Source organism: Acinetobacter sp. CY05, assembly GCF_059515805.1.
In genome coordinates this window covers 26,095-45,610 of the sequence record NZ_JCAKMW010000006.1, presented here as the reverse complement: position 1 = coordinate 45,610, position 19,516 = coordinate 26,095, and the positions used below count along the sequence as shown (strand labels likewise).

Annotated in this window: 16 protein-coding genes; 9 read left to right on the top strand and 7 right to left on the bottom strand. The window is 42.1% G+C overall.

Features of this window, described 5'->3' with window-relative positions; translation table 11 throughout:
* Window positions 1-2: 2 nt before the first annotated feature.
* Entirely contained in the window at window positions 3-1,331 is a 1,329-nt protein-coding gene (locus AC5YCD_RS07180; protein ID WP_496129385.1) for a tetratricopeptide repeat protein, read from the bottom strand.
* 113 nt (window positions 1,332-1,444) lie between these two features.
* On the opposite strand from AC5YCD_RS07180, the gene recN reads away from it, so the two are divergent.
* The 5 genes from recN (at window position 1,445) to AC5YCD_RS07155 (ending at window position 7,170) form a co-directional block, all read left to right on the top strand.
* The gene (recN, locus tag AC5YCD_RS07175; protein WP_496129384.1) at window positions 1,445-3,106 is read left to right on the top strand and encodes a DNA repair protein RecN; all 1,662 of its coding nucleotides are present in this window, start codon (window positions 1,445-1,447) and stop codon (window positions 3,104-3,106) included.
* Between the two features lie 87 nt (window positions 3,107-3,193).
* On the top strand, window positions 3,194-3,751 hold the full coding sequence (locus AC5YCD_RS07170; RefSeq protein WP_496129383.1) for a YqgE/AlgH family protein: 558 nt from the start codon (window positions 3,194-3,196) through the stop codon (window positions 3,749-3,751).
* The gene (gene ruvX, locus AC5YCD_RS07165; protein WP_496129382.1) at window positions 3,744-4,187 is read left to right on the top strand and encodes a Holliday junction resolvase RuvX; all 444 of its coding nucleotides are present in this window, start codon (window positions 3,744-3,746) and stop codon (window positions 4,185-4,187) included. The genes AC5YCD_RS07170 and ruvX overlap by 8 nt, the downstream gene beginning before the upstream one ends.
* A gap of 297 nt (window positions 4,188-4,484) precedes the next feature.
* Window positions 4,485-5,255: an IclR family transcriptional regulator gene (locus AC5YCD_RS07160; protein WP_496129381.1), complete on the top strand. Its 771-nt coding sequence runs from the start codon at window positions 4,485-4,487 to the stop codon at window positions 5,253-5,255.
* Window positions 5,256-5,367: 112 nt separating this feature from the next.
* Window positions 5,368-7,170, top strand: coding sequence for an ABC transporter ATP-binding protein (locus tag AC5YCD_RS07155; RefSeq protein WP_496129380.1), 1,803 nt, complete (start codon window positions 5,368-5,370; stop codon window positions 7,168-7,170).
* Here AC5YCD_RS07155 and AC5YCD_RS07150 read toward each other — a convergent pair.
* The 3 genes from AC5YCD_RS07150 to uvrC all read right to left on the bottom strand — a co-directional run bounded on the left by AC5YCD_RS07150 (window position 7,167) and on the right by uvrC (window position 10,315).
* Entirely contained in the window at window positions 7,167-7,751 is a 585-nt protein-coding gene (locus tag AC5YCD_RS07150; RefSeq protein WP_496129379.1) for an alpha-ketoglutarate-dependent dioxygenase AlkB family protein, read from the bottom strand. The two genes, AC5YCD_RS07155 and AC5YCD_RS07150, sit on opposite strands and share 4 nt — an antisense overlap.
* A 31-nt stretch (window positions 7,752-7,782) precedes the next feature.
* Window positions 7,783-8,370, bottom strand: a complete 588-nt coding sequence (pgsA, locus tag AC5YCD_RS07145) for a CDP-diacylglycerol--glycerol-3-phosphate 3-phosphatidyltransferase (protein ID WP_122898948.1) — start codon at window positions 8,368-8,370, stop codon at window positions 7,783-7,785.
* Between the two features lie 139 nt (window positions 8,371-8,509).
* Complete coding sequence (gene uvrC / locus AC5YCD_RS07140; RefSeq protein ID WP_496129378.1) at window positions 8,510-10,315, bottom strand: excinuclease ABC subunit UvrC; 1,806 nt, start codon at window positions 10,313-10,315, stop codon at window positions 8,510-8,512.
* 170 nt (window positions 10,316-10,485) lie between these two features.
* Here uvrC and AC5YCD_RS07135 point away from each other — a divergent pair, with 170 nt between their 5' ends.
* Window positions 10,486-11,529, top strand: coding sequence for an AAA family ATPase (locus AC5YCD_RS07135; protein ID WP_496129377.1), 1,044 nt, complete (start codon window positions 10,486-10,488; stop codon window positions 11,527-11,529).
* A 40-nt stretch (window positions 11,530-11,569) separates the two neighbouring features.
* Here the strand turns inward: AC5YCD_RS07135 and AC5YCD_RS07130 are convergent, their stop codons facing one another.
* Window positions 11,570-11,944 (bottom strand): lysozyme inhibitor LprI family protein, encoded by a 375-nt coding sequence (locus AC5YCD_RS07130; protein ID WP_496129376.1) that lies wholly within the window; start codon window positions 11,942-11,944, stop codon window positions 11,570-11,572.
* A 484-nt stretch (window positions 11,945-12,428) separates the two neighbouring features.
* Between AC5YCD_RS07130 and fadB the strand changes: the two genes are divergently transcribed.
* From fadB to AC5YCD_RS07115, 3 genes are all read left to right on the top strand, one after another.
* Window positions 12,429-14,582, top strand: a complete 2,154-nt coding sequence (gene fadB / locus AC5YCD_RS07125; protein WP_496129375.1) for a fatty acid oxidation complex subunit alpha FadB — start codon at window positions 12,429-12,431, stop codon at window positions 14,580-14,582.
* A gap of 12 nt (window positions 14,583-14,594) precedes the next feature.
* Entirely contained in the window at window positions 14,595-15,764 is a 1,170-nt protein-coding gene (fadA, locus tag AC5YCD_RS07120; protein ID WP_496129374.1) for an acetyl-CoA C-acyltransferase FadA, read from the top strand.
* A gap of 223 nt (window positions 15,765-15,987) precedes the next feature.
* A complete protein-coding gene (locus tag AC5YCD_RS07115) occupies window positions 15,988-16,575 on the top strand; it encodes a hypothetical protein (protein ID WP_496129373.1) in 588 nt (195 codons plus the stop codon).
* 51 nt (window positions 16,576-16,626) lie between these two features.
* Here AC5YCD_RS07115 and AC5YCD_RS07110 read toward each other — a convergent pair whose 3' ends face one another.
* A complete protein-coding gene (locus AC5YCD_RS07110; protein WP_496129372.1) occupies window positions 16,627-17,988 on the bottom strand; it encodes a nucleobase:cation symporter-2 family protein in 1,362 nt (453 codons plus the stop codon).
* 150 nt (window positions 17,989-18,138) lie between these two features.
* Complete coding sequence (locus AC5YCD_RS07105) at window positions 18,139-19,491, bottom strand: 8-oxoguanine deaminase (protein ID WP_496129371.1); 1,353 nt, start codon at window positions 19,489-19,491, stop codon at window positions 18,139-18,141.
* Window positions 19,492-19,516 lie beyond the last annotated feature (25 nt).

Below are 19,516 nucleotides of genomic sequence, written 5' to 3'. Positions count from 1 at the left end.
GATCAATACGCTTGCAGGCATATTTTCCACTGCCCTGTCGTTAAATGTTCGGCATAAGCACGCGGTAAATTCATGCGGATCTTGCCTGTATCTACCTTGGCATCATAAGCACAGACCGTATTATGCTGCTCATCCACTAAATGCCAACGTACCTGTTGTGCATCTGGTTCGTGTACTTTGACTTCCACCACAGGAGTTGCTAAATCTGCACCAACGTAAAAATAGTTGGCTTTTTCATAATCATTTTTGGCCACGTAATCCGGAAATGCGATACCGTCACTGCTATAGCCTTGGGAATCGTGAGTCAGTAAACTACGTGAAATAGTGGGCCACATTTGTCTTAAAAAGTACCATTCTTGGTCCTTTTTTTGTGTTTGCTGATGCAATTGCCAATATTGCTGCAAAATGCTTTCAATATGTTTAAACGGTCCAAAACAACCGCCTAAATAAGCACTCAGTAAAAGTTCGGTATGCGTTGCATAGTCTCGCATATGATGGAACCAATATTCACTATCCAACCAATCGTTGACCGCAGCACGTTCACGGCGTGATAGCAACGTATTCACATCACGAATTAAAAAGAATTTAACCTGTGGATCACCCATAACCCAAAAACGCCAAAACTCAACCGGATAATGTTGTTGATGCTGAGGGACTTTTTTAAGCTCTGCCCCAGCAATTTTTAAACGTAACTGCACGTCGATTGGCACAGCATCATTGATATAAAAGCGGCAAGTCCATTCAGGGAAAATATCTCGCGCATAACGCACATTTAAAATGGCACTTTCACAATAACGTGGGTCTGCACTATTTAAAGCAAAACTAATAATATTTGCTTCGGCTTGACTCGGATCAAACTCAGGGCGCTGTTGAGGAAAAGTCAAAATATGATTTTTTTCCACTTGGCGTTGTTTATGTAACAACGCTAAAGCACCATATTTTTGTCGCTCTTGGGTTAAATTTAAGGCCAAGCAAACTTCTACTAAGCCATCATAAACATGGTAAATTTGCTCATTGGGTTGCAGTTGCAATACGTCTAAATAATGTTGATACGCCTCTGAATAGCGCGCTAAACGTAGCTCAGTAAAAGCTAAATCCATCTTTGCAGTAGGATGATTGGGCATTAAGGCTAAAACCTCAGTCACAGCTTGATGTGCAGCAACATAATCTGAAAGCGCAATTGCATTACGAAAAGCAATACTCAATGTATCGAGTCGTTGTTTTAAGGCGCTTTGATCTGGGATTGTGGGCACACTGCCAGCCGGTATTGCTTCAGGTTGTTGTTTTAATGTTTTATAAGGCGAACTGGAAAAACTTAATTGTATTTTCATATTTAATTTAATATAGAATTGTTATGTTTTACGTCATCTTAGAATAAAAGTCTGGCGATGACAAAAAAAAGCTGACGATTTTTAATTCATTTTTTTGCAGCCTGGATGGGTTTATGCTGACACATTTAACTCTGATCAATTTTGCTTTAGCTGAACGCCTTGCCCTTGACGTTAACAGTGGTTTTAATGTGTTAACAGGTGAAACCGGTGCTGGTAAATCCTTATTATTAGATGCTTTATCTGCCTGTTTAGGCGAACGTACTGATACCAATTATGTACGCTTTGGCTGCGATAAGGCCGATGTCACCGCGGTATTTAGCTATAAAGAGCATAGCCCCGAAGCCAAGTGGCTAAAACAACAAGAGCTAGATGATGATTCAGGCGAAATCCATTTACGCCGAGTGATTTTTGCCACTGGTCGCTCGAAAGCTTGGATCAACGGCCGACCAAGTAGTTTAACTGAGCTCAAAGAATTGGGCCGTTTATTGGTCCAATTGTACAGTCAGCATAGTCAGCAACAATTGCTAGAACAGCCCTATCCTAAACATTGGTTAGATCGTTATAGCCAACTCCAACAACCTGCACAAACTGTACGCGATGCGTATCAAATTTGGCAAAATACCATTCGTCAGCATCAAGCTGCCCTTGATGCACAAGCAAGCCGCCAACAGCGCCTCGCCACTCTTGAGTTACAGCTTGAAGAACTCGAGGACATCGTACAACTCGACTATCAAGAGATTGAGCAAGAGTTTGATCGCTTAAGTCATCATGAAAGTATTATGCAAGATTGCGGTTATGCCCTCACCGCTTTAGATGATGCTGAACAAAATCTTAATCAAGAACTCTCTAGTATTATTCGCCGCTTAGAAGATCATGCCGGACGTAGTGAACAACTTGGCAATATTTACAATGCTTTGCTCAATGCACAAAGTGAACTCGATGATGCCACCAGCAGCATTCGTCAGTTTATTGATCGTCAAAGTTTTGATCCTGAGCGTATGGAAGAGTTAAATACTCAAATGGAAGTCTTCCATCGTTTGTCGCGTAAATACCGCAGCCAACCAGAACAACTCAAACAAGAATATGAGGCCTGGCAAACTGAACTTGAACAATTACAGCAGCTCGAAGACCCTGAAACCTTAGCAGAGCAAGTGCTGATTGCTGAACAAGCGTTTATGCAACACGCCCAAGCCCTAGATCAATTACGCCGTGATGCAGCAGGGCCTTTGGCGCTTAAACTGACCGAACATGTCAAACAACTGGCGCTGCCTGAGGCGCATTTTGAGTTTAAATTTGAAGCTTTACAGCAGCCAAATGCTGAAGGCTTAAGCCTGATCCAATTGCTGTTTACTGCCAATAAAGGCATGCCAGCACAACCTTTGGCCAAAGTCGCGTCGGGCGGTGAGTTATCGCGTATTGCTTTAGTGATGCAAGTCATGAATGCTGAGAAAACCGATGCCGAGATTTTAGTCTTTGATGAAATTGATGTGGGTATCAGTGGGGGTACTGCGGAAATTGTTGGACGCCTATTGGCTGACTTGGCACAACATGTGCAGATTTTATGTATTACCCATCAAGCGCAGGTCGCAGCTCAGTCTGATCAGCACTTATTGGTGCAAAAACAACAGACTGACCCAGCCAGCAGTACCATTTTTGAGTTGGATGAAGAAGCACGTATTTTAGAATTAGCCCGTATGACAGGTGGCATTGAAATTAATCAAACCACCTTACAACATGCCAAACAGTTACGTCAGCTCAAATTCCAACAGTTGTAATGTAAATACACAAAAAGACATTGGTTTATTGGTCTGACTCTAGTAACTTGGATAGAGAGATTTACGCAAAAAAGGAGAATTGCCGCATTGCCAAATAAACAATATTTGACGCACCGTTGCCTTATTGCCCCACCGGATTTAGCGGATGACTTTTTTGCAAATACCGTCATTTATCTGGCTCGGCATGACGCAGACGGTGCCCAAGGCATTATCATTAACCGCCCATCTGGTATTCAGGTGAAAGAGTTATTACATGACCTTGAAATCACTGCTGACCATGTGAACCCACACGAAGTTTTACAAGGGGGTCCATTGCGCCCTGAGGCGGGCTTTGTCCTACACACAGGACAGCCCACTTGGCATTCTTCAGTCGCGGTCGGTGAAAATGTGTGTATTACGACCTCTAAAGACATTTTAGATGCGATTGCCCATAATCAAGGTGTAGGCAATTATCAAATTGCACTTGGCTATGCCAGTTGGGATAAAAATCAGCTTGAACAAGAACTGGCCCGCGGTGAATGGTTAGTCTGTGATGCTGATATGGATTTAATTTTTAACTTACCTTATGCCGAGCGCTGGGATGCAGCCTATAAAAAACTAGGCCTCGACCGCACTTGGTTATCTTCTGAGATTGGACATGCCTGATTTAAATCAGCCCCATATGATTATGGCTTTTGACTTTGGTACACAAAAAATGGGCATGGCCGTTGGGCAATCACTCATTCAAAGTAGTCATCCCCTCGCCTTGTTTCCCATGCGCGATGGGATTCCTCAATGGGACAACTTACTGAAGATCGTGCAACAATATCAACCTAGCCTATTTTTGGTGGGTTTGCCTTTAAATATGGATGACACAGAATCTGAACTTTCTGCACGCGCACGTAAGTTTGCACGTCGCTTACGTCATCAAACCAATATTGAAACGTTGATGGTCGATGAACGCTTAACCACCCGTGAAGCACGCGATGAACTTGTATCTTATCAAGCCAATGGTCGTGGTAAAAATATTGCCGCGGATAGTATCGCTGCGGCTTTGTTTATCGAAAGTTGGTACCGCGACCCTCAAGGTCTAAAACCTTAAATCACAATAAGCACCGATGAGGTGCTTTTTTATTGTCGATTTAAACAGCATGAGTGAATGACAGACCTAATCTCTCCCAAATCTAAGTTTTTTCAGCTCTTAATCTCTTATACAAAGAATCAAAATAAAACTTCAGCATCATAAGTCTCTAAAATTACATGCTTTTCTTAAATTTATTTATAAATGTCAGTCATTTTACTAAAGCCAAGTAAAAGCTTTGCCGCGGCTTGGCGTTTTTGTTGTAAAGTAATCGAGAATTACTATTGATTAAACCCTTTTTTGAGTACGCAGGTAATTATGGCGCTTTCTAGTTTTGGTAAAATTCTGACTGTTTTAGATCTTTTTTCGGTGTCCCGACCGGTGATTAATGTCGATATTATCAGTGCAGAGCTTGGCCTATCTAAACCCACTAGCTACCGCTATTTAAAAGAATTGGTTTCTGCCGAATTATTACAGCGCTTAAGCGGTACTTCAGGCGATTACACCTTAGGCTCTAAAATTGCTGTGCTGGATTATATTTCTAGAACCACTGACCCTTTAGTGCAAATTAGCATTCCGTTTATTAAAGATATTGTGGAGCGCACCGAGTTTTCATGTTTACTGACGCATCTAAACTACGACTCATGTATTGATCTACATGATGAAGTATTTAAAAACATGAGCTTATTGTCTTATGGACGAGGTTGCCCACGTCCTGTCTATGTAGGCTCTTCGCCTAAAGCGATTATTTCACATTTGCCTAAACAGCAAATTTTAGACTATTACCAACGCTTTTCTGCTCAACTGGCCGAAGTTAACTTTGCCCATAGTGAAGAAGAATTTTTAAGCTTAATGAAAAAAATTAAAAAACAGGGCTATTACTTTTCAAATGGTGAGCTCGATCCCCATATTGCCGGTCTTTCGGTACCAGTTAAATTCTCAACTAAAGAGCCACCTTTGGCTTTAACCTTACTTGCGTCTAAAAATCGTTTTGAATTTGTAAATTTACAGAAACTTATTGAGATTTTACAAGAGAATGCAGCTTTAATTGAAAAGAAATTTCTGGCACTTGAGCAAGGCAAGGCCTAAGGTTTTATACTCCGCCCATGTTCAACATGGGCTTTTTTTTGACAATTTTTCCACAGTTTAAGCATCAGATCTCGCTACACTAAAATGACTTTACAACAATAAAGCTGTCGTTATGAATTTATGGCAACTGTTTCAAAAATTACGTCCTTTTGTACAGCCCTATAAGTTATTAGTTTTTGCCACTTTAGCATTAACCTTTATTGCTGCGTTTACCGCTCAGGTTAATGCCTTGACCTTACAATATGCTGTCGATCAAATTAATACCTTGCTTGAACAAGGTTTAGGTCTAGATGCCGGTTGGCATATTTTAATCACGATCTCGGTGATTTTACTTAGTAAAGAAATCATCAATGCCTTTGTACAATTTGGGCAAAAATTTTATGGCGAGAAACTCAGAATCTTTGTCTCACAAGATTTAGCCCAAGGCATTATTGAGAAATTTCTCACCTATCAACTGAGCTTTTTTAATCAAGATAATAACCAAGCAGGTAAACTACAAACCCGTATTGACCGTGGTATTGGCTCACTGACCCGTTTAGTGCAAATCTTTTTTATTGATATTTTACCCTTATTTACCAGTGCCATTGTGGCTTTAGGCTTAATGTACTATGCCAATATCTATGTGGGTTTGGTCGCCACTGCGATTGTGCCGCTTTACTTTTGGCTGACCTACCGCCAAGCGCAAAAACTGGGCGGTTGGCGGCGAAATTTACGCGATGGACGCGAGAAAAAAAGCCAAGGCATTTTAAGTATTATTAACTCTATTACCGTGATTAAATCCTTTAATCGGGAAAAAATTGAATCTGATAAACAATTAAGCTTACAGCGTGAGCTGACCCAAAACCAAATGCAGACCCGGCAAACCAGTTTTATCTTTGATGGGTTAAAAACCTTTATTGAGCAAATTGGCATTGTGCTGATCATTATTTTAACTGCTTATTTTGTATTGGATGGGAAAATGAGTATTGGCATGATTATGTATCATGTGTTGCTCTTTAATAATGTTTCTGCCCCAATTCGTTCCTTGCATCGTATTTATGATGAAGTCAATGACGCCATGATTTATTCAGAAAGCTTCTTTAAAATTTTAGAAGCGGATGATGAAATTGAAGCCAGTGGTGCACAAAAACCCGTCATTCGCGGTGAATTTCAACTAAAGAATGTCAATTTCTTTTACCCTAATGGTCATCATGCACTAAAAGACATTTGTATGAGCATTCAACCCAACAAAATTACCGCTTTGGTGGGTTTATCTGGCGCAGGCAAATCAACTTCAATTAGTTTACTGGATAAATTTTATATACCTAAAGACGGCAGTATTACTTTAGATGGCGTAGACTTAAACCATATAGACACCCAATATCTGCGTGATCAAATTGGTTTGGTGCTACAAAAAAATCATATTTTCCAAGGCTCTATTTTTGACAATATCCGTTACGGCAAAATGAATGCCACAGAAGAAGAGGTCTATTTGGCAGCAGAAAAAGCCTCAATTCATAGCCAAATTTTACAATTACCTGAGGGCTATCACAGTGATGCCTTGATGCTTTCTGGCGGACAGCAACAGCGGATTGCCATTGCGCGCATGTTTTTAAAAAATCCACCGATTATTTTTTTAGATGAACCAACCGCAAGTTTAGATGCCATTGCCAGTGAACAAATTAAGCAAAGTTTGGATGAAATTAAACAAGGCCGCACCGTGGTGATTATTTCCCATAGTTTATCGCAAATTATTGATGCTGATTATACCTATGTGATGCAAGAAGGTCGGATTGCCGAACACGGTGAACATGAGGCACTCTATCACCAAGATGGCGTGTATAAAGAAATTTTTGATGCCATGGCCAAAAGCTTAAACATTGAAAAAATTGCCAAAACCTTTGAAGATGATAGCGAAGAAGAAACCCATAGCTAAAGCAAAAATTGCCGAAAAGTCAGGTTAATGCGTGGCTCACGCACACGCAGCATTTTAGGAATTTGATGTTGCCAATGCTGCTGGGTTTGACCACGCATGACAATTAATTGTCCGCTTGCTAAATCCAAGCTCACTTTTTCTTGGCTATGTTTATGGCTTAAATAAAATTTACGACTGGCGCCCAGACTTAAAGATGCAATTGTAGTTTCTGGCTCGAGCGACATATCATCATCGCTATGCCAACCCATACCTTCATTACCTGAGGGATAAAAATTGGCTAAACAGGAATTAAATTGGCTTTGGGTCAGCTGTTCAATATAGTGTTTGAGTTGCAACATTGCATCAGACCATGGCAGCGCAATACGCTCGATCCCTGAATATTGATAGTTCTGCCCTGCATCGCCATACCACACCACTAAGCGTTTTAAGACATGATGCTTGCCATAAATGCGCACTTCATCGGCTTGCCATGGCAATTGATGCTGTAAATAGTTAAACCAATCGGCAGCCTCTTGGGCGCTAAAAATCAGCCCATAATCTTCAACAATACCATCATAAGGTAAATAATTTTTGTAGCTCATCAAAAAAGCCCCTCAGCGAGGAGCTTTTATTTTACGGCTGTTTTAAGTATGGCCATGCTGCTTTTAAGTAAATAAACATCGACCACAGCGTTAAAATCACCGCTGTATACAGCAGTAAATACGCTAAGGTTTCAAGCGGCGGCCAATTGAGTAAAAAGACTGAAATCGCAATCATTTGAAAGGCGGTTTTATATTTCCCCACCGCAGACACAGCAACGCTGGTACGCGCGCCCAATTCCGCCATCCATTCACGTAAAGCCGAGACGGTAATTTCACGCGAAATAATCACAATTGCCGCAAATGCCATTGAAATCGTCGGCTGCCATTGCACCAACACAATTAAGGCAGCTGCGACCATGAGCTTGTCTGCCACAGGGTCTAAGAAGCGTCCAAAGGCTGAGGTTTGGTTTAAAGTACGCGCTAAATAGCCATCAAACCAATCGGTCACTGCTGCAATAACAAAAATTGCGGTCAGCACAATATGGCGCGTCATGCTACCGTCGTGACCATCCACCCCTACCGCCGGTGGCCAATAGGCAACCAGCAAAAATACGGGTATTAACGCGATACGCGCTAAGGTCAAGATATTAGGAATATTCAGGATACGACCTGTTGTCATAGACACCGCCAACGCTTCCCCATGCTGTAATCAAACCAGCCAATGATTTTGGTTTTTTCGTGTGAATAGCGCCACTTTATACGAAATGACCCACAGTGTCACTAGCTGTAACCAATAGCCCTAGTTGAGTCACTTGAGTTTATTCGTGTAACACCTTATAAATTGTGCGCGCCATCACAGCACCTAAACCCGGCACTAAACTTAAATCTTTTTCCGATGCCTTAAGCACCCCTTGAATCCCACCAAAATGAGTGAGTAAATCACGGCGCCGCTTTGGCCCTAAACCGGGAATGGCTTCTAATACCGAAGAACTGCGGCGTTTATCACGCTTAGCACGATGCTTGGTAATGGCAAAACGATGCGCTTCATCGCGTACCTGCTGAATGAGGTGCAGGGCTTTATGGTCTTCAGGCAACTGTACTTTACGTCCATCGGTGAAATGTAAGGTTTCTAAGCCCGGTTTACGCCCCTCACCTTTGGATACACCCACCAAAAAGGCCTGTTCAGTGAGTCCTAAATCTTGCATCACTTGCATGGCCATACTCAGTTGCCCTTTACCCCCATCAATCAAAAGTAAATCTGGCAATAGATGTTTGCGATAACGTCGTGTGAGTGCTTGACGCATCGCAGCATAATCATCGCCTTCAGTAATGTCTTCAATACTAAATTGACGATAATCGCGTTTACGCATACCACCACTATCAAACACCACACAAGAGGCAATGGTCGCTTCACCCATGGTATGCGAGATATCAAAACATTCAATCCGATCAATAGGACGCTCCACCACCTGTTCTAGTTGGTGAAAACGCTCATTGAGTTCTAAATGATTGGCCAGTTGCACTTTAATCGCATGTTGTACATTCATTTCGGCTAATTCTTGCCATTCGGCACGGGTTTCACGCACTTTATGTTTAATTTGAATTTTTTTCTCAAATTGCTGACTTAAACCTTGCTCTAGTTCTTTGCGATCTGGTAATTCCACATTCACAATCAATTCACTCGGCACTTCATCAGCGACCTGAAAGTAAAAATTAGCGATAAAATCATTCAGCATTTGCCCCGAATCATCGCCTTGCATATCTGGAAAATAGCTTTTGCCACCCAACATTTTGCCATTACGCACATGCATAATTTGCACGCAGGTCACACCAGCTTGATAGGCAATCGCTAAAATATCCGCTTCACCTTTGATTTTATAAATAGCTTGATTGGCTTGTACATCACGCAGCAGCGCCAAACGATCACGATAAAACACCGCTTTTTCAAATTCTAAGCTTTCCGCTGCCGTCTCCATTTTACCAATTAATTCTTGATTCAGCTCTTTGGTATCGCCTTGTAAAAAACGTAGCGAGTTGGCGACATCTTGCTGATAATCTTCAGGCGAAATTAACCCGACACAGGGTCCACTACAGCGTTTAATTTGGTATTGCAAACATGGGCGTTTACGCTGGGCAAAGTAGCTATTTTCACATTGGCGTACATTAAATAATTTTTGTAAAACCAGCAGCGTATCTTTGGCATTAGCAGCACTTGGATAAGGACCAAAGAATTTCCCTGCTTGATGTTTGCCTTTTCCCCGTCCACTGGCAATACGTGGATAAGGTTTATCAGCCGAAACATAGATATAGACATAAGATTTATCATCGCGCAGCATAATGTTATAGGGCGGACGATGCAGCTTAATTAAATTTTGCTCCAGCAATAAGGCTTCGGTTTCTGAGCGCACCACCAAGGTTTCAATATCATAAATTCGCGCCACCAACGCTTGAGTTTTAGGATGCTCAATGGTTTTAACAAAATAACTCGAGACACGATTTTTTAGATTTTTAGCCTTACCCACATATAACAATTCGCCCTCTTTGCCCAGCATGCGATACACCCCCGGTAAAGTGGTCATGTTGGCTAAGATTTTTTCGATATGAGGACGGGCATTTTCGTTCACGTAAAACCTATAACTGGCAATCTCTATGGACATAATGTGATGATTCAAGCTCAACTTTCAAGCCAATAAATGTAGCTTAGCAATTTTAACCACTTGTATGATCAGTAAAATTCATGGGTCTAGCAGCACATTTTTGCTATGCTTAAACCCTGCTTTAGGGAAACCATGTTATGACGCAATCTTCACCTGCCATGCATATTATTCAACCAGCCACATCCACCCATAGTCTTTCAGAAAAAGACCGCTTGATTGGTAAACCACGTTTTCACTTTGAACCTGCTCAAGTGATGCAAAAATTGCGTGAACGTATTATTGGCCAAGATGCCGCGCTGAACGAAATTGAAAAAATGCTGCATGTGGTGAAAGCTGACTTTTCTAATCCTGAACGTCCTTTGGCAGTGACCCTCATGCTAGGGCCAACAGGTGTAGGCAAGACAGAAACAGTACGTTTAATTGCCGAGGCGATTTATGGTCGTCCAGATGCTTTTTGTCGTATTGATATGAATACCCTAGCGCAAGAACATTATGCTGCGGCACTCACTGGTGCCCCTCCGGGTTATGTGGGCTCTAAAGAAGGTCATAGCTTATTTGACGAAACAGCAATTGCAGGGAGTCATACTCGCCCTGGCATTATGCTGTTTGATGAACTAGAAAAAGCATCGACTGAAGTCCTGCGCGGCTTAATGAACGTGCTAGACACGGGCAAACTGACCTTAACCGCTGGCACAAAAACCATAGATTTTCGTAATTGCATGATCTTTATGACCAGTAATGTCGGTGCGCAGGCGGCGCAGCAATATCTCGATAAACTCAACTTCTTACCCAAGAAAATGCAAGACTTATGTTTAAAACGTGTTCCAACACGAAGCATTATTGAAAAAGTCATGCAGCGTAAGTTTGATCCTGAATTTTTAAACCGTATTGATCGCACTTTGCATTATGCACCAGTACAAGACGATGCCTTACCGCGTTTAGTAGAGATTGAACTGGCTAAACTCAATCAACGTCTACAGCACCAAAAACGCCAAGTGCGTTTAACTGATGCCGCCAAAGCACATTTTTATCAAGATCATGACATTCGTTATGGCGCACGCCATTTGGGGCGTAAAATCCGTACCGAACTTGAACCAGTGTTGGCTATATATTTTTTACAACATCCTGATGTATTTCAATTAAACCTTGATTACCAAAATGGTCATTTTCAAATAACTTAAGTCAAAAGACCACGCATACAGCGTGGTCTTTTGTCATACATTAACGATTTTGTTCTTGTAAATAATCTTCTAGATCATCAATACGATCTTCAGTTTTTTCGGTTAAACAGCTGTTTAATAGACTTGGATAAATTGAGCCCCCCTTATAATCTTGGGCAGCATAGTGGCAGTCTTTGTCCTTGTAATTCACCCAAGATTTTTGGATGGCGGTAAATTGTTTACGCTGAGCATTGCTCAGTTTGGCTGTATAGGCTTGATACAGCTTATTTAGCTTTTGATCCGCTTTTTTATATTCTTGCGCGGTACATATATTTAAATCGGTTTGATTTAAGTTGTTATCACAATCTGCAAAGCTCATTGAACTGAGTAATAGCGCAGGAACAATCACTAAAGTTTTGCTTATTATATTTTTCATAGATTGAATCTTCATTAAGAAATAGAGTGAACATCTTAGCTAAATATTAAAAGCAGCATAAGCAGGCAAGCCACAAAATGCTAGCCACTTTGATTCTATAGGCTTGATGTATTTAGCAAGCCCAAATAAAAGCGCAAAACTCTGCTGTAACTTAGTGATTGACCATATTGACTAAAAGCTAAGATAAAATTGCTTGCAAATCTGAACATTCTTGCTTAAATCTAAAGCATGTCTTATGACAAAAACTTAAATAGAAACAGCTGCTTCAAATTTGTCTTAAAACAAGCGTTACAAAATCCCTATATAAGCTTGAGGTGAAACTCTAGATAAATAGATGACCCTCGCGTCACAGCTAGATAGCATTTGTGATGTTTTTTTGACACAAAGTTATCGTAAGATGAAGCAAGTTTGATGTGCGCAGGAATATACGCACACACTTCACAACATTAACCTAAAAAGTCCTCCAGAATAAAGGAGATCAGGCATGATCCACGCTGGCAATGCCATTACCGTCCAAATGCTTACGGACGGAATTGCAGAATTCCGCTTTGACTTACAAGGTGAGTCGGTTAACAAATTTAACCGTGTAACCATTGATGACTTTCAAGCTGCAATTGACGCTGTAAAAGCCGATAGCAGTGTTAAAGGTCTGATTGTGACTTCAGGTAAATCGACTTTTATTGTCGGTGCTGATATCACTGAATTTGGAACCACCTTTGCCGCAGGCGAAGATGCAATTGTGGACTGGGTGTTAGCACTACATAACACGTTCAATGCATTTGAAGATTTAGATATTCCTAAAGTAGCTGCTATTAATGGTGTAGCTTTAGGCGGTGGTTTTGAAATGTGCCTGGTATGTGACTATCGTGTCATGTCAGACAAAGCACAAGTCGGCCTACCAGAAGTAAAACTGGGCTTAATCCCAGGCTTTGGTGGTACGGTGCGTTTAAGCCGTGTGATTGGTGTCGATAACGCGGTCGAGTGGATTACGACTTCAGCACCACGTCGTGGCCCAGCAGCACTGAAAGAAGGTGCTGTCGATGCTGTGGTTGCGCATGAGCAACTGCAAGATGCAGCAATTGACTTAGTCAAGCAAGCCATTGCAGGTCGTTTAGACTGGAAAGCTAAACGCCAAGAAAAATTAGAGCCGGTGAAGTTAAACGCCATTGAACAAATCATGGCCTTTAACTCAGCCAAAGGCGTAGTGTTTGCTAAAGCCAAACCTGCACAGTACCCTGCACCAAAACTCCTGCTTGATTCATTAGAAAAAGGCGCGAGCTTAAGCCGTAATGAAGCCTTAGCTGAAGAAGCCAAAGCCTTTGCTCAAGCAGCGGTTACACCACAATCAGAAGCGCTGATTGGTTTGTTCTTAAACGACCAAGTGGTCAAGAAAACTTCGAAGAAATACGAAAAAGGCGCGCATGAAGTTAAGCAAGCAGCCGTGATTGGCGCTGGCATCATGGGTGGTGGTATTGCTTTCCAAGCAGCCAGTAAAGGCACACCAATTATCATGAAAGATATTGGTAATGCGCAGCTGGCTTTGGGTATGGATGAAGCGACCAAACTGCTCACTAAACAAGTTGAACGCAAAAAAATGAAGCCTCTACAAATGGGCGAAACTTTGGCGCGTATCCGTCCAACTCTAGGCTACTACGAATTTAAAGACGTGGACATTGTGATTGAAGCGGTCACAGAAAATCCAAAAATCAAAGACATCGTGCTACGTGAAACAGAAAGCAAAGTTGGGCCAAATACCATTATTGCTTCAAATACCTCAACCATTTCAATTACACGCTTGGCTGAAGGCTTAGAACGTCCTGAAAACTTTGTCGGTATGCACTTCTTTAACCCAGTGCCACTGATGCCATTGGTAGAAGTGATTCGTGGTGAAAAAACGTCACCAGAAGCCATTGCCACCACGGTTGTATTGGCACAAAAAATGGGTAAAACCCCAATTGTGGTTAATGATTGCCCAGGTTTCTTAGTGAACCGTGTGTTGTTCCCGTACTTTGGCGCATTTGATCAATTAATCCGTGACGGTGCAGACTTCCAACAAATTGACAAAGTCATGTCAGGTTTTGGTTGGCCGATGGGTCCTGCTTACCTCATGGACGTTGTGGGAATTGATACTGGCGTACATGGCGCAGAAGTGATGGCAGAAGGCTTCCCTGACCGTATGCAACTTGGTTTTAAAGGCGCGATTGAACTGATGTATGAAGCCAAGCGTTTAGGTCAAAAGAACGACGTTGGTTTCTACAAATACGAACTGGATAAAAAAGGCAAAAAAGCCAAAACTGTTGACCCAACAGCGTATGACGTGATTGCCCCAAGTGTCACTGCTGAAAAACGCGAATTTGATGCCGACGAAATTATTGACCGTATGATGATTACCTTCTGCAACGAAACCGTCCGTTGCTTAGAAGATAACATCGTGGCAACCCCTGCTGAAGCCGATATGGCCATGATTATGGGTGTAGGCTTCCCTGCATTCCGCGGTGGTCCATGTCGTTATATCGACCAAACAGGTGTTGCAGAATACGTCGCGCTTTGTGACAAATATGCACACTTAGGTAAAGGCTACGAAGCGCCACAAATGCTGCGCGACATGGCTGCTAATAACAAGAAATTTTACGGTTAAGGAGCGACACGAATGGCTACTTTAAATCCTCGTGACGTTGTCATCGTTGATGGCGTACGTTCAGCAATGGGTAAAACCAAAAACGGTATGTTCCGTAATGTACGTGCAGAACGTTTATCAGCTGATCTGATTCGTGCTCTAGTTGCTCGTAACCAATTTGATGTAAACGAAATTGAAGACGTGATTTGGGGCTGTGTCGGTCAGACCCAAGAGCAAGGCTTTAACATTGCCCGTAATGCAGCATTATTGGCTGAACTACCAAAAACTGTAGCAGGTCAAACTGTTAACCGTTTATGTGGTTCTTCTATGCAAGCCATCCACACGGCAGCAGCACAAATCGCAACCAACCAAGGTGATATTTTTATCATTGGTGGTGTCGAGCATATGAGCCATATTCCTATGGGTCATGGCATTGATATTAGCCCTGAGTCATCTAAATATTTTGCTAAAGCTTCCAATATGATGGGCTTAACTGCAGAACTTTTAGGTCGTCAGTTTAATATTACGCGTGAAGAACAAGATCAGTTTGGTGTGACTTCGCATCAACGTGCTTGGGCTGCCACGCAAGAAGGTCGTTTTAAAAACGAAATTATTGCCATTGAAGGCCATAATGCCGCTGGTTTCAAAGTGTTATGTGACATCGATGAAGTGATTCGTCCAGACGCCAACATTGAAACTTTCCGTGGTTTACGCCCTGTATTTGATCCAAAAGGTAATGTCACTGCGGCAACGTCTTCAGCATTATCGGATGGTGCATCAGCAATGCTGTTAATGTCGGCAGAACGCGCGCAAGCCTTAGGTTTAAAACCGCGTGCCGTAATTCGCTCTATGGCTGTGGCAGGTTGTGATGCTGCGACTATGGGTTATGGCCCTGTCCCTGCAACGCAAAAAGCGTTAAAACGTGCAGGCTTGTCAATTAACGATATTCAAACTGTAGAACTGAATGAAGCCTTTGCTGCACAAGGTTTATCAGTACTTAAAGGTTTAGATCTATTTGATAAGCAAGACATCGTAAACTTAAATGGCGGTGCGATTGCGCTTGGTCATCCACTGGGTTGTTCAGGTGCACGTATTACCACTACATTACTCAACGTGATGGAACAACAAGATACTCAAATTGGTTTAGCAACCATGTGTATCGGTGTCGGTCAAGGCATCGCGACCATTATTGAACGTGTTTAAGTTATAAAATATTAAAAAATCCCTCGCTTTATGCGGGGGATTTTTTATGGACTGCTGAAAAACCCACTCTGTATCCCCTTTGCAACATCCTGTTATAAGATTGTTAAATTAGTGTATTTTTCACGCAAAATCATCTTTTTAAATTTTTCTTGTTATAAAGCTTTAAAATTTTAGCGTTAGTATCAACACCTTAATTTTATCTTTTTTTTAAAGAGTGATACACATGAACGCAATCAAAACAGTTTTGGCTGTAACTTTGGTGGCTGGCTCAACTGCAGCAATGGCACAAACAACTGCGCCAGTTGCACCAGTAACTTTAAAACAAACAGTGACTACACAATTACAGGATGTTAAAGCAGATGCTCTTGCTACAGGCCAAGCAGCAGCTCAAAAAACGGTGGCAGTCAAAGAAGCAACTGTAACAAAAACGCTAGCTGCTAAAGATGCTGTTGTGGTTAAAACAGCTGAAGTAAAAAATGCTGTTGTAGCTAATGCTGTAGCTAAAACTGCTGAAGTAAAAGATGCTGCTGTCGCAAAAGCTGTAACAGCACAACAAGTTGCTGCTGAAAAAACTGTAGCAGCTAAAGATGCTGTTGTTGCTAAAGTTACAGCTGTAAATACCCAAGCTCAAACTGAAACTGCTGCAGTACAAGCACAAGCTGCTGACAAAGTGACTGCTGTAGAGCAAAAAGCAGCAGCTGAAAAAGCACAGATCGCAACAGAAGCTGCTGAAAAAACAGCTGAAGTACAAGCAGAAGCAACTGAAGAGAAAAAATCAATTTTCTCTTGGTTTAAAAGCAAATTTGCTTAAGCTGCAATAAAAAAAAGGATGGTTAAAACCATCCTTTTTTTATGTTTATTCTTAATGTTCGTGCTTAGGCAACACAGGCAAATTTGATTTCTCGCCCACAATTTTGTGCCCAAAATGAGTATGGTTAAATAATAGGTTAAGTAAAATTGCCATTACACATGTTGCGCTAATACCTGAGTGGAATAAAGTTTTAAACCATACAGGGAACTGTGCATAAAAAGAGTGATCAATAATAGGAATCATCCCTGCTGCCAAAGAAGTGGCCACAATAATCAAATTCTTTTGCTGGCTATAATCTAATTTCGCAAGGGTACGAATACCACTGGCTGCTACCGTACCAAACAACACTAATCCTGCCCCACCTAAAACTGGCGTTGGAATAGCGGCAATTAAACGTCCCATCACTGGCAATAAGCCTAAAAACACCAAAATTAAACCGCCTGCTGCCACCACAAAACGGCTTTTGACACCTGTAATCGCAACTAATCCTACGTTTTGAGCAAAGGCACTTTGCATAAACGTACCAAAGAACGGTGCAATGGCTGATGACAACATATCAGCACGTAAACCATTGGCAATACGCTTATCATCCACTTCTGTGCCAACAATTTCACCCACCGCAATAATATCTGCTGTGGTTTCAGTTAAAGTCACAATCATGACAATGGTCATAGCTAAAATAGCCGACAAATGGAAAGTTGGCATACCAAAGCCTAAAAACTCAGGTACTGCAAACCACACCCCATCACCCACTTTAGAAAAATCACCAAAACCAAGTGCATAGGCCAAAATCGTACCCAAAACAATGGCCAGCAAAATTCCTGTACGACGGATAGCTTCTGAACCAAAACGACTGAGTAACAGTAAAATACCAAGCGTCATGGCGGCTAAACCGATGTTTTGTAATGAACCCCAATCTGGCGCATTACTATTACCACCCATGGTCCAACGTACTGCCACAGGTAATAACGATAGACCAATAATGGTAATCACACAGCCGGTCACCACAGGTGGGAAAAAGCGAATCACTTTGGCAAAAAATGGTGCGATGAGTAAACCAATAATAGATGAGGCGATCACCGCGCCTAAAATGGCATTAAAGCCGCCTCCCGTCGTCGCAATGCCAATCATGGTGGCAACACCTGCAAAAGACACGCCTTGCACTAAAGGCAACTGCGCGCCAAAGTATTTCACCCCTAAGGTTTGTAATAAAGTGGCTAAACCGCCAATAAATAAAGATGCAGTAATTAGAATCCCAATCTGTGCGCCAGTTAAACCTGCTGCTGTACCTACAATCAGTGGTGGCGCAACAATCCCACCATACATGGTGAGTACATGCTGTAACCCATAGGTAAAACTGGTACCTACCCCTAAAAACTCATGTTCGGGAGATGTATTTTTTGGATCGCTCATATTCTGCCCCATCCCTTGTCATTTTTGTGAATTGCCAACACTTGGCAACTGATTAAAAAGGCATGGAGCAATATATATGCCAAGCTGAGCAACTTCCCGACAACAACAGGACTTAATAGGTTGAAAATATAATTGAAAAATAAAGTAATTTTAAGCCATTAACAGTTGTTTGGCTGCAGCACGATGTTTAAATTTTAATTCTTCAATATCAATACCTTGAATCTGCTCAGCCCTTACTCGCCATTGACCTGCCACCATCACATCATGGGCACGATCTGCCCCACAAAGTAATAATGCTGCAATTGGGTCATGACTACCGGAAAATTTTAATTCATCAAGCTTATAGCAAGCGAAATCGGCCTGATAACCCACCGCAATTTGACCTAAATCTTGGCTACGACCTAAAATTTGTGCCGAACCTGTAGTCGCAAAGCCTAAAGCCAACTCTGGGGTGATTTTTTCTGCACCATATTTGAGCCGTTGTAAGTACATCGCTTGGCGCACTTCTAAGATTAAATTGGAAGCATCACCCGATGCCGAACCATCGACGCCTAAGCCAATTTTCGCGCCTGCTGCCAGTAAATCAAGGCTTGGACAGATTCCAGAAGCCAAACGCATATTGGAATGTGGGCAATGACAAATGCCAACTCCCGCCTGCCCCAAACGCGTGATTTCGTCTGCATTAAAATGAATCCCATGCGCCAACCAAGTGCGATTTTGTAACCAGCCTACGCTTTCTAAGTAATCAACTGTGCGTAAACCAAAGCGCTGTAAACAAAATTGCTCTTCATCTAAGGTTTCGGCTAAATGGGTGTGTAAACGTACATCTAAGCGTTCTGCGAGTTTGGCACTTTCGCGCATAATCTCTGGCGTAACAGAAAAAGGCGAACACGGCGCTAATGCAATATTCACCATTGCCCCTGCACCACGCTGATGATAATTTTCCACCAAACGTTGGCTATCTTCTAAAATCACCTGCATATCTTGTACAGTGTGTTGTGGCGGCAAGCCACCATCTGCTTGCCCCAAACTCATTGAACCACGGGTTAGCATAACGCGCATGCCTAGGTCTTGTGCGGCATTGATTTGAATATCAATGGCATCGCTTAATTGCTGCGGAAATAAATAGTGATGATCGGCGGCAAAGGTACAGCCAGATAACAACAACTCAGCCAATGCCACTTGAGTAGCCACATGTAATTGCTCAGGGGTTAAACGTGCCCAAACAGGATATAAATTAACCAACCATGGAAACAAGGGCACATTCACCACAGGCGCCCAAGCACGAGTTAAAGTCTGATAAAAATGATGATGGCTATTGATCAAGCCCGGTAAAACCACCAAATCTTTGGCATCAAATATTTCGCTGACCGGTTGGCTAGGCAATTGCCCTTGGCCGAGTATTTCTACAATGTGCTGGCCTTCAATGACAATGCCGTTACTGGCATCTAAGTCATTTCCGGTAAATACGGCTAAGGGCTGTTTGATCCATAGTCTAGACATGACAACTTATCTCAAGTCAAAAGCT

Excerpts from the sequence above, each read along its gene's own strand:
- fadB (WP_496129375.1), top strand. The coding sequence starts at position 12,429 with ATGATCCACGCTGGCAATGCCATTACCGTCCAAATGCTTACGGACGGA.
- AC5YCD_RS07150 (WP_496129379.1), bottom strand. The coding sequence starts at position 7,751 with ATGAGCTACAAAAATTATTTACCTTATGATGGTATTGTTGAAGATTAT.
- pgsA (WP_122898948.1), bottom strand. The coding sequence starts at position 8,370 with ATGACAACAGGTCGTATCCTGAATATTCCTAATATCTTGACCTTAGCG.
- AC5YCD_RS07180 (WP_496129385.1), bottom strand. The coding sequence starts at position 1,331 with ATGAAAATACAATTAAGTTTTTCCAGTTCGCCTTATAAAACATTAAAA.
- recN (WP_496129384.1), top strand. The coding sequence starts at position 1,445 with ATGCTGACACATTTAACTCTGATCAATTTTGCTTTAGCTGAACGCCTT.
- AC5YCD_RS07115 (WP_496129373.1), top strand. The coding sequence starts at position 15,988 with ATGAACGCAATCAAAACAGTTTTGGCTGTAACTTTGGTGGCTGGCTCA.
- AC5YCD_RS07155 (WP_496129380.1), top strand. The coding sequence starts at position 5,368 with ATGAATTTATGGCAACTGTTTCAAAAATTACGTCCTTTTGTACAGCCC.
- fadA (WP_496129374.1), top strand. The coding sequence starts at position 14,595 with ATGGCTACTTTAAATCCTCGTGACGTTGTCATCGTTGATGGCGTACGT.
- AC5YCD_RS07110 (WP_496129372.1), bottom strand. The coding sequence starts at position 17,988 with ATGAGCGATCCAAAAAATACATCTCCCGAACATGAGTTTTTAGGGGTA.
- AC5YCD_RS07160 (WP_496129381.1), top strand. The coding sequence starts at position 4,485 with ATGGCGCTTTCTAGTTTTGGTAAAATTCTGACTGTTTTAGATCTTTTT.
- AC5YCD_RS07105 (WP_496129371.1), bottom strand. The coding sequence starts at position 19,491 with ATGTCTAGACTATGGATCAAACAGCCCTTAGCCGTATTTACCGGAAAT.
- ruvX (WP_496129382.1), top strand. The coding sequence starts at position 3,744 with ATGCCTGATTTAAATCAGCCCCATATGATTATGGCTTTTGACTTTGGT.
- AC5YCD_RS07135 (WP_496129377.1), top strand. The coding sequence starts at position 10,486 with ATGACGCAATCTTCACCTGCCATGCATATTATTCAACCAGCCACATCC.
- AC5YCD_RS07130 (WP_496129376.1), bottom strand. The coding sequence starts at position 11,944 with ATGAAAAATATAATAAGCAAAACTTTAGTGATTGTTCCTGCGCTATTA.